12 protein-coding genes are annotated in these 14,273 nt (G+C 61.1%); 4 read left to right on the top strand and 8 right to left on the bottom strand.

What is annotated here, in order from left to right; all coding sequences use genetic code 11:
• Nucleotides 1–30: 30 nt before the first annotated feature.
• Complete coding sequence (locus QY76_RS13165) at nt 31–336, top strand: YceK/YidQ family lipoprotein (protein ID WP_034164316.1); 306 nt, start codon at nt 31–33, stop codon at nt 334–336.
• 57 nt (nt 337–393) lie between these two features.
• On the opposite strand, the gene QY76_RS13160 is transcribed toward QY76_RS13165, so the two are convergent.
• Both QY76_RS13160 and dcuC (QY76_RS13155) read right to left on the bottom strand, forming a co-directional pair.
• On the bottom strand, nt 394–1,674 hold the full coding sequence (locus QY76_RS13160) for a M20 family metallo-hydrolase (RefSeq protein ID WP_045424940.1): 1,281 nt from the start codon (nt 1,672–1,674) through the stop codon (nt 394–396).
• A gap of 18 nt (nt 1,675–1,692) precedes the next feature.
• Entirely contained in the window at nt 1,693–2,970 is a 1,278-nt protein-coding gene (gene dcuC / locus QY76_RS13155; RefSeq protein ID WP_045424942.1) for a C4-dicarboxylate transporter DcuC, read from the bottom strand.
• Between the two features lie 139 nt (nt 2,971–3,109).
• On the opposite strand from dcuC (QY76_RS13155), the gene QY76_RS13150 reads away from it, so the two are divergent.
• The gene (locus tag QY76_RS13150; protein ID WP_045424944.1) at nt 3,110–4,036 is read left to right on the top strand and encodes a LysR substrate-binding domain-containing protein; all 927 of its coding nucleotides are present in this window, start codon (nt 3,110–3,112) and stop codon (nt 4,034–4,036) included.
• Between the two features lie 33 nt (nt 4,037–4,069).
• Nucleotides 4,070–4,393: a hypothetical protein gene (locus QY76_RS13145; RefSeq protein WP_034164312.1), complete on the top strand. Its 324-nt coding sequence runs from the start codon at nt 4,070–4,072 to the stop codon at nt 4,391–4,393.
• 45 nt (nt 4,394–4,438) lie between these two features.
• Here the strand turns inward: QY76_RS13145 and QY76_RS13140 are convergent, their stop codons facing one another.
• From QY76_RS13140 to iadA, 5 genes are all read right to left on the bottom strand, one after another.
• Nucleotides 4,439–5,167 carry a phosphatase PAP2 family protein gene (locus QY76_RS13140; protein ID WP_045424946.1) on the bottom strand — a complete coding sequence of 243 codons (729 nt, stop codon included), beginning with the start codon at nt 5,165–5,167 and terminating at the stop codon, nt 4,439–4,441.
• Nucleotides 5,168–5,287: 120 nt separating this feature from the next.
• Nucleotides 5,288–6,130, bottom strand: coding sequence for a fumarylacetoacetate hydrolase family protein (locus QY76_RS13135; RefSeq protein WP_034164310.1), 843 nt, complete (start codon nt 6,128–6,130; stop codon nt 5,288–5,290).
• Nucleotides 6,131–6,170: 40 nt separating this feature from the next.
• On the bottom strand, nt 6,171–7,529 hold the full coding sequence (locus tag QY76_RS13130; RefSeq protein WP_045424948.1) for a 2-hydroxycarboxylate transporter family protein: 1,359 nt from the start codon (nt 7,527–7,529) through the stop codon (nt 6,171–6,173).
• Nucleotides 7,530–7,818: 289 nt separating this feature from the next.
• Complete coding sequence (gene dcuC / locus QY76_RS13125; RefSeq protein WP_034164308.1) at nt 7,819–9,288, bottom strand: C4-dicarboxylate transporter DcuC; 1,470 nt, start codon at nt 9,286–9,288, stop codon at nt 7,819–7,821.
• 4 nt (nt 9,289–9,292) lie between these two features.
• Nucleotides 9,293–10,441, bottom strand: a complete 1,149-nt coding sequence (gene iadA, locus QY76_RS13120) for a beta-aspartyl-peptidase (RefSeq protein ID WP_034164307.1) — start codon at nt 10,439–10,441, stop codon at nt 9,293–9,295.
• Nucleotides 10,442–10,712: 271 nt separating this feature from the next.
• Here iadA and QY76_RS13115 point away from each other — a divergent pair, with 271 nt between their 5' ends.
• Nucleotides 10,713–11,612: a LysR family transcriptional regulator gene (locus QY76_RS13115; RefSeq protein WP_034164306.1), complete on the top strand. Its 900-nt coding sequence runs from the start codon at nt 10,713–10,715 to the stop codon at nt 11,610–11,612.
• Nucleotides 11,613–11,645: 33 nt separating this feature from the next.
• Here QY76_RS13115 and QY76_RS13110 read toward each other — a convergent pair whose 3' ends face one another.
• The gene (locus tag QY76_RS13110) at nt 11,646–13,808 is read right to left on the bottom strand and encodes an FAD-dependent oxidoreductase (RefSeq protein ID WP_045424950.1); all 2,163 of its coding nucleotides are present in this window, start codon (nt 13,806–13,808) and stop codon (nt 11,646–11,648) included.
• Nucleotides 13,809–14,273: the final 465 nt, after the last annotated feature.

Raw genomic sequence — 14,273 nt, 5'->3', positions numbered from 1 at the left:
GCCCAGGACGGACTATTCAGGGAGATATTGATGAAACAGCGACCGTTAACGATGGCCGTGGTACTGGTGGGGACGGCGATGCTGGCGGGATGCGGCAGCATCATGGGTCGCACCACCATGCAGGAGGGGCATACCTACTACGCCGGGGTGCACAACGATATGGCGCGGGTGAGCGGCAGCGGCAACTACGACTACGATTTTATGACCCGCAGCCGGGCATTTATCGATCTGCCGTTTTCGCTGCTGGCCGATACGCTGTACGCGCCGGTGGACTATTTCCACGGCCCCTATCGCGACCAGCCAGCGCGCGCGGACGCGCAGGAGACGCCGCGCTGAGGGCATGCGGCTGAGCTATTGAGTCAAAGCCACCGCTGGGCGATGGCTTTCGCATTATTAGGCCGACTGCGCCGTGCGGCAGAGGCGGCTGACGCAGGCGGTAAACAGCACGCAGCCGCGCGACAGCACCGCGTCGTCAAAGTCGAACTCGGACTGGTGATGGCCCGCGCGCAGATCGGCGCCCAGCACCACATAGGCCGCCTGGCCGCCGTGCGCCTGCACCCGTTCGACCAGCAGCGTGGCATCCTCGCTGCCGCCAAAGCTGGCCTCTCCGATCCGCAGATCCAACTGCTGGCTAGCGATATCCGCCACCAGCGTCATCAGCGCCGCATCGTTGTGCAGATCGACGGCGCTGCCCATCACCTGATGCTCTACCCGCAGGCCAAAGCTCTGCGCTGCGCCGTCGGCGATGCGCAGGGCCTGCTGTGCCATGTAGTCATTAATGGTTCGGTTGGCGCCGCGCACCTCCAGCTGCATCTCGGCGTAGGCCGGGATCACGTTACGTCCTTCACCGGCGCGCAGGGTGCCAACGTTGATGCGCGACATACCGTCGCCGTGGCGTGGGATCCCCAGCAGCTGCGTGACGCAGTGACAGGCGCCGGCCAGCGCGTTGGCGCCGCCCTGGGGCATCATCCCCGCGTGGGCCGGCGCGCCGAAAAAGCGCAGGTCCAGCTTGGTGGTGCAGAGGAAGTCGCGCGGATCGACGACGATCTCCCCGCTGGGAACCCCCATGCCGATATGGGCAGAGAGGAAGTAGTCGACGTCGTCGAGCAGTCCGCCCTCCGCCACCGGCTTGGCGCCGCGCACCCCTTCCTCCGCCGGTTGAAACAGCAGTTTTACCGTGCCGCAGAGTCGATCGCGCAGAGCGCAGAGCGCCTGGGCGACGCCGAGCCCGATGGCCATGTGGCCGTCGTGGCCGCAGGCGTGCATGCAGCCGGGGTGGCGTGAGGCAAAGTCGGCGGCCCGCGGCGGGTGCTGCGGCGCGTCGCTCTCAGTGACCGCGACGCAGTCAATGTCGAAGCGCAGGGCGACGGTGGGGCCCGGCCGTCCGGTTTCCAGCAGGGCGACGCAGCCGGTTAAATCCCCCATCTCCTCCAGCAGGGCGTCGCTGACCGGATAGCGGCGCGCCCGCGCCAGCCCCTGTGCGACCTCCTCGTCGTTACGTCCCTGGATATGCTCTCGGGAGAGAAAGGCGCTGCCCGGCAACACCCGGTAGCCCATGGCGCGCAGTATCTCTATCAGCCGTGCGCTAGTGATGAATTCACTCCATCCGGTTTCAGGAATTTGATGGAACATACGGCGCCAGCGGCGCAGCTGTTCCTGATCGGAAACGGTCATCATGATCTCCCTGTGTGATTAAAGGAAAAACAGCGCCACGTACAGCACAGCGACGATAGCGCCCGGCGCGGTGCGCTTGGCGATTTCGACCGGGCTGACGCCGGCCAGGCCGGCGCAGACGATGGCGGCACCGGCGAGCGGTGACATATTGCGACCCAGGGCCGATGCGAGCATGACACCGGCGCCCAGATTATTGATTTCATATCCAAAGTCACCGGCGTGCGGGGTGACGGCCTCATTAAAGGCAAAGGCGGTGGCGTCACCGGTGCCGGTGATCAGCCCCATCAGGAATGGCCCTAAGGTGCCGCCCCAGCGGGCGAACTCCGGCGAGTCGGTCAGCAGCTGGATAAATACCTTGATCAGGCCGACGGCGTTTAACCCTTCGATGAAGACGGCTGCGGCGATGATGATGCCAAGGATGTTGGCGTAAGAGGAGCCCATGCCGTCAAAAAAGCTTTTGGTCAGGGCGCTGGGGCTGACCCGGGTGATCAGCAGCGCGTAAAGGGAGCCGATGATCATCGCCGCCGGGACGCTCATCTTGCTGCTGCCGAGCCAGCCCAGGCTGGAGCAGACCAGCAGCAGCACCGGCAGAAACGGAGCCAGGGTCTGCAGATAGAAACGTAGATTGCGTACCGGATCCGCCTGTGCCACCTCGGCATCCTGCGCCACAGGGCCTTCAGGGCGGTAGTTAAGGCCGTTGCTGGCAAAGGCCACCAGCGTCAGGCAGACGGCGCAGATAGCGGCGCAGATGACGGTGGTCGGCGCATGGTAGAAGACAAAGTCCATCAGCGGCGTTTTAGAGATATGGGAGATAAAGGCATTGTGGGCCACGCCGGGATTCAGGTAGGCCCCCAGCGTGCCGGAGAGTACGGCGCCGCCGGCGATGGCCGGATGCACCCGCGCGGCGATCAACAACGGGATCAGCGTGGCGCCCACCGCAGCGGAGACTCCGGCGGCGGAGGGGATGGCAATACAGATGACAAAGGTGACGGCCACGGCCGTCGGCACCAGCAGAAAGCCGAGTTTACTCAGTCCGCGGGTCAGCAGGCGCACTAGACACATATCGCAGCCGGTAAATTTCATCACATAGGCAAAGCCCATGCTGCTGCAGATCGATTCGATCAGCCCAGAGGTGGTCATTCGGGTACTGAACGCATTAAAGGCATTCATCGGCGCCAGAGAAATAATACATAATAGAATGCCAGCGCCGATAAGCGTAGTGCGGGTATCGTACCGTTTAATCAATAAAACGACCGTAGCAATTAATACTACGACGCCTAATATTACCGTCAGCATAAATGCCTCCCCCCAGATTTATGGTTTGTTTTATAGTGGATAAAGTCAGTATCATGGCTATTGATTTAACGCAAAAATTGATGGCAGGGTAATATGCTATTAGTTTCACGATGATAAAAAAAACTGATAGGGTGGGGCGATGCGCTATTTGCCAAAAATACAACAGCTGAAGGTGTTTAATGAGGTTATTCGCAGCGGAAGTATCCGGGCAGCGGCGCGTAAAATGGATCAGTCTCAGCCCGCTTTAACCCGTACACTCAAAGAGTTAGAGCATCATATGGGGGCGACGCTGCTGATCCGCAGCAACGAGGGCGTGACGCTGACCGACGCCGGAAAATCCTTTGCTATTCGGGCACACCTGATCCTGGAAGAGCTGGAAAAGGCGGCGGAGGAGGTGGAGCAAATAACCAAAAACGGCCATGGACACGTCGCCTTTGGTATTTCATCTTTATTCGGAATAACTGTGTTAAATAAAGTGTTAAATGATTTTAAACAGGGATTTCCGGCAACCGTAATTAATGTTAAGGAAGCGCAACTTTCTACATTGTTACCCAGTTTACGTGATGGGCGGCTCGATTTTGCACTCGGGACATTGACAGATGAGATGCCGTTGGGGGACTTTATTTCGATTTCCCTGTTCGATGCGCCATTTTGTATTGTTGCCAGAAAAGAGCACCCATTAGCTAATTGTTCTGAGCTGGAGGCGTTGCGTCAGGCGAAGTGGGTAATGCCAGAAACTGATATGGGATATTATCATAACATCCGGCGTATTATTCCTTTTGACCATCCGGATAATCCGCACTACCCCATTCTGACGGACTCCACAGTGTGCATCATGAATCTAGTGATGAACGGTGACTATCTGACCATTCTGTCGCGCGCGCGGCTGCGCGAGGCCCGCTTCGGCGGCGTGCTGACGGCGCTGCCGATCGGACTGCAGTTTCTGCCGGTGGGGCACTATGGCTTGATCTACCCGCGAAAGCGTCCGCTGACGCAGGCCTCACAGGCGCTGATTGAACAGTTTCGCTGGCACTGCCAGCACCATGACTGGCAGCACCCGCAGTGAGGGGCGCTGTCGCACTTTTTTGCAGGAGGCTATATGGATTTTTCCACCGCATATCACAGGTTTCAGCAGAGTTTGGACGGAACGGACAGCTACGTGGCCCTGAGCCGCGATATGCAGGCGCTGATGACGCAGGATGCGCAGAACGCTAGCCTGTATTACACCGTCTATCGTTTTGCCCGTCAGTATGTGCTGCTGTATGAAGATCAGGCGATCGATCCCGACTTTGCCCAGCACGCCAAGCGTACGCTGGCGGGGTTTCTAGCGACGCTGGAGGCGGCCTTAAACGGGGCAGAGGCGCCCTACAGCGCACTCAATCGGGTGGTGACGGCGTATCTGGCGGGCGATCGCATCTTCTGATCTTGGCGCGGCGACCCCGGCGGCGCAGGATCGCGCCGCGCGCGTTTAGCGTCGCTGCAGCCGTGCGAACTCGGCCTTCGCGGCGGCCAGGTCTCGCTCAAACTGCGGCTGGGCGTGCAGGCTGGCGACAAACGCAGAGCCCAGCAGGCGTCCCTGATCGACGTCACTTTGCCAGTGCGCGCCGCAGATCACCCGGCTCTGACCAAACTGGTAGCCGCGCTGCAGCAGCGCGTCCTGCCGGGCTGGATTGATCTCTGCCAGCACCAGCGCCACCGCCCAGCCCAGCGTGGCATGGCCGGAAGGATAGGAGCCGGAGTCGGCCATCTCTTTATCATATTGAGGGGTACAGGTCTGCCCGTGATAGAAGACGAACGGGCGCTGGCGCATATAGTGATGCTTGGCGGAGCGCAGGGTCGGGTTGTGGCTGTCCGCCATCATATTGCTGAGCAGGCGGTAGATCGCCGGCGTCGCCGCTTCGCTGATGGGCATGCCAAAGGCCGGGGAGAACAGCTCAGGGATCGCCTTGTAGTTACCGTCGCGGGCGGCCTGTTCGACGCGTTTGGCATCATAGACGGCCCCCGTAGACTGGTAGATGGCCTTGTCCTGCAAAAAGGCGACAGAGTCATAGCCCGGCGGCGGCGGCAGTATCTTGACCGCGTTCGGGGCACTCTGTGGCGTCAGGTAGACGTCATGGCCGGCGGCGAATACCTGGCCGACCAGCAGTAGCGCGGTAGAGATAAGCAGCAGCCGATGCCGATAGCCTGTAAACAACATGATAGATCCTCTTGCTAACGCGGGTATGCCGTACCGGATCGCCCGCTGATGGACGCGCCATGGATGGCGCGCTTTCCCGCCGTCGGCGTAGGGGCTCGCGCTCGCCCACGCCGGCAGTGCTCAGAGCGTGCCTTCGGCTACCCGATTCGTCAGATGACCGACCCGCTCGATATCGACCTCAATGCAGTCACCGGGGTGCATAAACAGCGGCGGCGTGCGCTTTTTACCTACGCCGCCCGGCGAGCCGGTGATGATAACATCGCCGGGGCTCAGGACGGTAAAAGTGCTGATGTACTCCACCAGGCGACTGATGGGGTGGATCATCGCGGCGGTGCTCTCCTCTTGTACCATACTTCCGTTAAGCCAGGTGCGGATGCGCAGATGCTGGGGATCGGGGATCTCATCGCGGGTCACCAGCCAGGGACCAAAGGCGCCGGTACGGCTCCAGTTTTTCCCGGCGGTGAACCAGCTGTGCTGCCAGTCCCGCACCGAGCCGTCCATATAGCAGCTGTAGCCGGCGATATGATCCAGCGCGCGGGCGTGGGGGATCGCGCTCCCGCCGCGGCCAATAATGACCGCCAGCTCGCCTTCGTAGTCAAACTCCTGCGACTGCAGCGGTTTTAGCAGCGGCGTCATGTGGCCCGCCTGCGAGTCGGCAAAGCGGATAAACAGGGTCGGCGCCGGATCCTGCTGGGCGAACTCCCGCCGCTTATCGGGGTAGTTCATGCCGACGCAGAGGATCTTCCCCGGATTGTCGATCACTGGTAAGAAGGTAATCTGCTCATAGTCGAGATCCGCCGGATAGTGCTGCAGCATCCGTGCCTCCTCCAGCGCCTGGGCGCTCAGCAGGGCCTTTAAATCGGCATAGTAGAGACCGAGACGGCGCCCGAGATCGATGATGCCATCCGGGCGGGCAATGCCGTAGCTGCGCTGCCCTTGGTACAGATAACTGACAAGTTTCATGATAGGAATAATGTAATGGTTTATAGAATAGTGGGCGCTATCAGAGTAGCACTTTGCCTAAAAATAGCAGGGCCAGCGTGACATTAATCGCGCCGCCGATGCGGGTGGCTATCTGGGCAAACGGCATCAGCGACATACGGTTGCCCGCGGTGAGGATCGCCACATCGCCGGTGCCGCCCTGGCCGCTTTGGCAGCAGGAGACGATCGCCACATCGATCGGGTACATGCCAATCTTCCTGCCGACGATAAAGCCGGTGGCGACCAGCGTCGCGACGGTACAGACGATCACCGCCAGGTTGGCCAGCGTAAAGGCGTTGACCAGCTCCTGCCACGGCGTGATGGCCACGCCGACGGCGAACAGGATCGGGTAGGTCACGGAGGTGCGGAAGAAATGGTAGACGATCTGCGACCCCTGCATGATGCGCGGGGAGACGCCGTGCGCCAGCTTGATCAGCACCGCGACAAACAGCATGCCGACCGGCGCAGGCAGACCGATAAGACGGTGTCCCAGCATACCGACCATATACAGCAGTACGGCCAGCAGCGCGCCGGAGGCCAGGGCGCTGATATCCAGCTTATCGCTGGCGCGCTCGCTCAGGGCGGCCATCGGCTCCCCGTCATCGCCGTCGCGGCGCGGCATCAGTTCGCCTTCGCCGGTCAGGTGGGGGAAATGTTTACCCAGCATATTCAGGGAGCCGGCGATGATAATCGCCGTCAGGCTGCCGAGCATCACGATGGGGAGAATCCGCCCCAGCGCTACGCCCTGCTGCATATGCAGCAGGGTGGCATAGCCCATGGAGAGCGGAATGGCGCCCTCGCCGACGCCCCCGGCCATGATCGGCAGGATCAGAAAGAAGAAGGTCTGAAATGGCGCCAGTCCCAGCGCATAGCCCACCCCCATCCCGACCAGCATACCGGCGATCTCACCGCACAGCATGGGGAAAAATATCCGTAAAAAGCCCTGTATCAGGGTGGTGCGGTTCATGCTCATAATGCTGCCGACGATAATGCAGCAAATGTAGAGATAAAGAATATTGGTGTTTTTAAAGAAATGGGTGGTCGAGGTAATCACCGGCTGGGGCAGCAGACCGTAATAGACCAGCGCAGAGGGGATAAAGGTCGCGCAGATCGCGGCGGCGCCCATTTTACCGACGATCGGCAGGCGCTTACCAAATTCGCCACAGGCAAAGCCAAAGAATGCCAGGGTAGCAACCATAACTACAATATTATTGGGCAGGTTGTCGTTGATACAGTCGATGGTAATTAAGATACCGGCCAGGACAAATAACGGCAGGGGAATAATCCCCACCTTCCAGTTATCCATCAGATTCCACCACAGCGTTTTTAGCGACGGCGCAGGGCTGGCAAGGGTTGCCAGTTTTTCATTAGATGTAGTCATATTTCAGCCCACCTGTTTTATTGGTGGGACATATATAGCATGCTAATTTTTGATAAAAACGTGATCGTCCCCGGATCCATCGGGGTTATTTAATGTCGTTATTCTGACTTAACTTGTTTAAATAGAATTAAATTTTGGAATATGTTTTTTATTGAGTTAAATCGTCAGGGATCGCGACAGGCGGGGACGGGCGAGGCACAGGATAGGGGAGGCCGACGTCGGCGAGGGGAGAACGCGGCCCCTGCGATGGCAGGCGCCGCGTGGATATCCCCGGCGGGGGATATGGCGTTTAGTCGGCGCTGCCCTGCGCCGTGTCGCGCTTTTTACGCGCCATGGCGTATACGGCGCCGATCATGATCACCATCAGCAGCGCGATAAAGGGCAGTACCGACAGCAGCTGGCCGGAGCGGTAGAAGGTCAGCAGCAGCATAAAGCACCAGCCGCCGAGCATCGGGATTAGGGTGCGGCGCACGATGTCGACCTGTGAGATACCGGCGATACCGGCGACGGCGATGATCACCCCGGCGATCGGCGAGATGGTGCGTCCCATGCCAGCGGAGATCTGTACCGGCAGGATCATCTCTGCCGTGCTGCCGCCGACGCGCTTGGCGATATCCGGCAGCATCGGCGCGAAAGAGAAGAAGGCGGCGTTGCCGGAGCCCATCAGGGCGGCGATGGTGAAGGTTAACAGCGCCATCAGCAGTACCACCACGCCGCTGCCAAAGCCGGCGTTGCTGGCCAGATCCAGCAGATCGTGCACCGCCCCGATCGACTTCAGCCCCTCGGCGAAGGTCTGGCCGGCGACGATCAGCGTCACCACGGTGGCGAACACCTTACCCATATTGCTGAAGACCACGCTGAGCCCGGCCATCACCGGCTTGGCGGCACGGAAGCGCAGGTATTCGCACAGCATGGAGAGCGCGACGCTGATCAATACGGCGGTATTCATGTTGATGACGATGGTGCCGACACCCAGTTTGCTGAAGGTCAGCATAAAGAACAGCGGCAGCATCGGCAGCAGCACATAGTGCAGCGGTGCATCGCTCTGCGTCTCCTGCAGCTTCTCCTGATCCAGGCTCACCTCCTCGGCCACGGCGCCATCGCGGCGGTCAAAGTAGCGTTGTACCAGGATATGCAGCAGCGCCACCGCCAGGATGGTCAGCACGGCGACCGGCAGCTGCTGGTGGATAAAGTATTCGGTGATGTCCACGCCCGAGGTCTGCGCCGCCATGATGGAGTTGCCGGAGCCGGGGCCGAACTCGATGGCGCAGGTGCTGGCCAGCACCGCCGCCGCCGCCGCACGGCTACAGCCCAGGCGAGTCAGCACCGGATACAGGGTCGCCATCAACAGCAGGCTTAGCCCGGTGGCGCTGGTGATAAATAGCGACAGCGTTTGGCCGAGGATAAAGGCGATCCCCAGCAGCAGATAGGGGGAGTTGAGGCGCTGCAGCGGGCGTGCCGTTACCCGCACCAGCGCCTGGCTGGCGCCGATGGCAGACATATACATGGCAAAGCCGCCGATCAGCATGATCTGCAGTCCAAGGCCACCGCCCATCTTCTGAAACAGCTGGTTGATGTACTCCAACAGGTCAAAGCCGACCCAGCCGGTCGACTTGTTGATAAAGGTGGCGTCGTTGGTGAAGACGGCGATGGCCATCATCACCAGGCCGCTCAGCAGCAGCACCGCCTGGGGATTATAGTTTTTCAGGATCAGTCGTCCGGCAAACAGCACGGCGCACAGCGCGATCAGTAGGCTCATTCTTTCAGTTTCCTTGTTCAAAGTTACCCGTGGCCAGACACTCTTCTCCCTTCAGCATCAGGCGGCCACGGGCGTATACGCGTTCGGGGCGCAGATTATCATCGAACAGGCACAGATCTGCATCCCCTGCGGGTAAAATTCTGCCCTTCGCGATCCCCAGTGCGTCGGCCACGTTGGCGGTGACCATCGCCAGCGCCTGCGGCAGGGGAATGCGCTGGTCAATCAGCTGCGGCAGCAGCAGCAGGTTGCCGTCCAGCGGCGCGGCGTCCAGTCCGATAATGCTGCCCTGGGCATCAAAGCGCGGCACGCTGCCGTTGCCGTCGGAGCTGATGGTGAGCCGATCCGGGCTGACGCCGGCATCCAGCGCCAGCCGGGCGGCGCAGGCCGGTGGAACAAAGCGGCTGCCGCCGGAGGTAATATCAATATGGCCGCCGGCGCGGGCAAAGGCGATGGCATCGCTGAACAGCGCCTCGGTGCGCGCCACGTGGGTCGGCGAGATATGCTGGATAGGCAGGCCGTGCGCCAGCAGCGCATTGATCTGGGCAAAGGCATCGGGCAGCGCGCCCAGGTGGATGTGCAGCAGCCCGCGTTTGCCCGCCAGCAGTGCGGCAACGCGGATATCGGAGACGATACGCAGCAGCTCCTGGGTCGTCGGGAACGAACCGCGGTGATCGGCTAGCGCTATCTTTACCCCCAGCACTCGCTCAATAAAGGCGATGTCATCGCGAATGGCGCCGGTGATGGTCCGGGTGGGAAGCTCGTAAGATCCGGTGTGCATATAGGCGCTGATTCCCTCCACGTTCAGCGCCTGCATTTTGGCGTACAGATCCTTAGGCGTACGGGAGATGCCATCGGTGCCGAGCACCCCGACGACGGTGGTGGTCGCGGCGCGGATCAGCCGTGATAGGGAGGCCGCGGGCGTCCGGCTGGCGAAGCCGCCTTCGCCGCCGCCGCCGATCAGGTGTACATGCTGATCGATGAGGCCGGGGGCTAGGATTTTACCGCGACAGTCGATAACCTCACGCAGCCCGGGCAGTGCGCTGACCTGCAGGTTCTCCTCGATGGCGACGATCTTCTCGCCGCACAGCAATACGTCCCGGCGCCCCAGGGGCTGTGGTTGATAGACGTCGGCATCTTTAAGCAGGGTAAACATGAGCTTCTCTCCTGTGTTGGACATGGCGATAGCGTGACCCGCCGCGGGGGCGAGTAAATGGCTGTGTCGATATGACGATCGGCGGATCCCCGCAGCGGGGCGGGCGCGACGGCGGATCGCCGCCGACATTCTGGCGATTGCGCAGCGGTAGGGGCGGTTTAGTGCCGCGCATCCCATAGGAATCTATTTTTATAAAATATAATATCACCACAGTTTATATCGCCATTGCTTATTGGGCATGGCGCTATGCCGTCACAACATAGGACGCACGATGGATGTAAAATGGTTGGAGGATTTTATCAGCCTGCAGCGGCTGGGTAATTTTTCGGCGGCGGCGCGGGCGCGTAACGTTACTCAGCCTGCCTTTAGCCGCCGGATCCGGGCGCTGGAGATCTGGCTGGGGGTGCCGCTGTTCGATCGCAGCAGTAACCCTATTGCCCTTACTCCCTACGGCGAAAAGTTTCTCTCCTCGGCCGAAGATATCCTGGCGCGGATCCTTGATGTCAAACTGGACTTCGCCCAGCTGGCGATCCAGTCCGACGAGACGGTGCGTATTGCCAGCCTGCACACCTTTGCCGTCAATATGCTACCGATGCTACTCGACGCCATGGGATCGGCGCTGGAGGGGATCAAGGTGGTCGTCAATCCAGGGCTGCAGGGGATTGATAACCATTTTAATACGCTGTTAGAAAACAGCGCCGATCTGCTGATGGTGTATGACATCGATGGCGCGCGCCCCAGCGCTGCCGAAATGGACTGTCTGCAGTCGCACCTGCTGGCCCATGAAACGCTCATTCCGGTCATCTCACGCGCGCTGGCGCAGCGCCATCCACCGGGGCAGCCGCTGCCCTACCTGGCCTACAGCGACTTCTCCTTTATTGGCCGCGTCGTGGCACCCCTGTGCCGTCATGCGCCGCAGCCGCTGGTGAAATGCTATGAGACCAGCATGAGCGAGGGGTTAAAGCATATGGTGCTGCGCGATCGCGGCCTGGCCTGGCTGCCGCTCTCCATGGTGCATCGGGAGCTGGCGCAGGGGGTGCTATGTAACGCCTTTCCAGACCATCCGCGTCTGAGCCGCTGTCTGCAGATCCTGCTGTATAAACGCCGCGAAAGCAGTCGCCCGGCGGTGGAGCGCTTCTGGCAGGCGGCCACGGGGTGCCGCCTGCCGTAGGTCGCGGAGGGTACGCGGTCATATCGCGTCCCGCTACGGGTGCGGTCGCCCCCGCTGCCAGCGATGATAGCGAGCCAACCAGGCTAACGCCCGCTGCGGCGCGTGGGCCTTTTTCCAGACGCCGGCCGTATATTTATTGGCTTCGCTGTAGGTCGGGTAGGGATGAACGGTCGCCAGCAGCTTATTCAGCCCGATCCCGTGGCGCATGGCCAGGGTATACTCCGCCAGCATCTCTCCCGCCTGCTCGCCGACGATGGTGACGCCCAGCAGGCGATCTTTACCTGGCGGGGTCAACACCGTGATAAACCCCTCGGTAGCGCCATCGGTGATGGCCCGATCGAGATCCGCCAAGGCAAAGCGGGTCACCTCATAGGGAATGCCGCGCCGCCGCGCCTCGGATTCGTTTAGCCCCACCCGGGCGACCTGGGGATCGACAAAGGTACAGCGTGGGATCACCGCATCGTCGATGCGCCAGCGCCAGAGGCGGCCAAACAGGGCATTGACGCTGGCGTACCAGGCCATATGGGCGGCAAGGTGGGTAAACTGTTCGCCGCCCGCCACGTCACCGGCGACATAGAGGGTGGGGCACAGGCTCTGCAGATAGGCGTTGCTACACAGCTGCTGCGCGCTCTCGATCCCCAGCTGCTCCAGTCCATATCCCGTCAGGCGGGGGCGTCGTCCTAGCGCCAGCAGCAGGTCATCAAATGCCAGGGCGATCTCTTGACCGTTTCGACTGACGATCAGGCGTTTGCCTAGGGCGTCCCGCTCAATGCGTAGCGCCTGGCAGTCAGTGAATAGCGTAATGCCGTCAGCGCATAGGCTGCGCTGTACCCGTTCACTGACCTCCACATCCTCTTTGGGCAGAACGCGCGGCCCCCGCTGTACCAGCGTGATGCCGGCCCCCAGCCGCGCCAGCGCCTGGGAGAGTTCACAGCCGATGGGGCCGCCGCCCAGCACCAGCAGGCGCGGCGGCGGCGCGTCTCTCTGCGCCAACGCCTGCCACAGCGTATCGCTGGTCAGGTAGTCATCGGGCTGCAGCCCGGGGATGTCTGGTACGATCGGTTCCGCGCCGGCGGCGATGACGATGGCGCGAGTGCTGATGATCCGCCGGGTGCCGTCGGCCTGGTCGACGGCTACCTGCCAGGGCGATATGACGCGGGCGCGTCCGTTTAGCACTTCGACCCCCAGCGCCGTGTAACGCTCGACGCTGTCATGGGGGGCAATATTTTGGATGGTTTCCCGCACCCGCGCCATCACCTGTGTAAAGTGCAGCGCCGGCGGCGTGGCCGGTAGTCCGTAGCGATCGGCGTGGCGCATCTGATGTGCCAGTGTGGCGCTGCGGATGAGCGCCTTGCTGGGTACGCAGCCGGTATTTAGGCAGTCGCCCCCCATCGCGTCGCGCTCTATCAGGGTGACCTTGGCGCGGACGGTCGCGGCGATATAGGCGCTGACCAGACCGGCGGCTCCGGCGCCAATGACCACCAGATTACGCTCAACGTGGCGCGGCCGCCGCCAGCGATGATAGTAGCGTCGCTGCGCAAACTGACGAACCCCAAAACGGGCCAGCCAGGGAAACACGCCGAGCAGGGTAAACGAAAGCAACAGCGTCGGTGAGACGATAGCGGCCAGCGAGTCAATGTCGGCCAAGCGGGTGCCCGCGTTGACGTAGATCAGCGTGCCCGGCAGCATCCCCAGCTGGCTGACCCAATAAAAGCGTCGCGCGGAAAGGGGGCTGAGCCCCAGCAGCAGATTGATGAGAAAAAAGGGCATCAGCGGCACCAGGCGCAGGGTAAACAGGTAAAAGGCGCCGTCGCGCTCCAGCCCCTGGTTGAGCGTGGCCAGACGCTCGCCCAGCCGGCGTCGCAGCGTATCGCGCAGCAGAAAGCGCGAGGCCAAAAAGGCCAGCGTTGCGCCGGCGCTGGAGGCAAAGGAGACCAGCAGGGTTCCCTGCCAGAGGCCAAACAGCAGCCCAGCGGCCAGCGTCATGACCGCGGCGCCGGGGAGAGAGAGCGCGGCAACCAGAAGATAAAGAGCGAAAAATGCCGCAGCGCTCTGCCAGGGGGCACGGTGACGCAGCGTCTCCATGGCGGCCTGGTGCTGTTTTAGCGTCTCGAACGTCAGCCAGCGCTGACCATCCAGGATGAAGAAGGCCAGGATTAACAGCAGCAAGAGGAGCAAGATCAGCGTTTTTTTCATGGAGACTCCGGAGAGGGTTGCCGGAGCAACGTGCCGATTGACCGACTGTTTTAACATTGAATATACATTTGGGCTCGGCAGCGTCAATTAATTTTGTATCACATGATACAAAATAATGGGTAATATATTGATAATAAACTTGAAATTAATATAGCCGTGAGCTGGTCAGGCATAGTCTGGCCATGGGCGGAGCACGATGGCATCCGCTCTCGATCGGGCTACGGGGACTGAAGGCAAGGCGAACGATTACCCCGTGTCGTGGCTACCTGCGCTTAACGGGCTATGTTGAGCGCTGTCGTCGATGCCGCGTATCGCGGGTAGCGCCGGGCTGAGCCTTGTGCGGCGGCGCTTTGTCTTTTTTATATATAATAAATAGTCTAGATAATGCGCCCGCTTGGCGGGCGCCTTTTACCGGCGGTTCTTTTCCATGGTGAGATACCCAGGGGGTAACTCTGGCCAAGGCGC

The sequence above is a fragment of the Edwardsiella sp. EA181011 genome (assembly GCF_000800725.1).
Lineage (GTDB): Bacteria > Pseudomonadota > Gammaproteobacteria > Enterobacterales > Enterobacteriaceae > Edwardsiella > Edwardsiella anguillarum.
The sequence above is the reverse complement of the archived record's forward strand: the minus strand, read 5'-3'. Positions and strand labels throughout refer to the sequence as shown.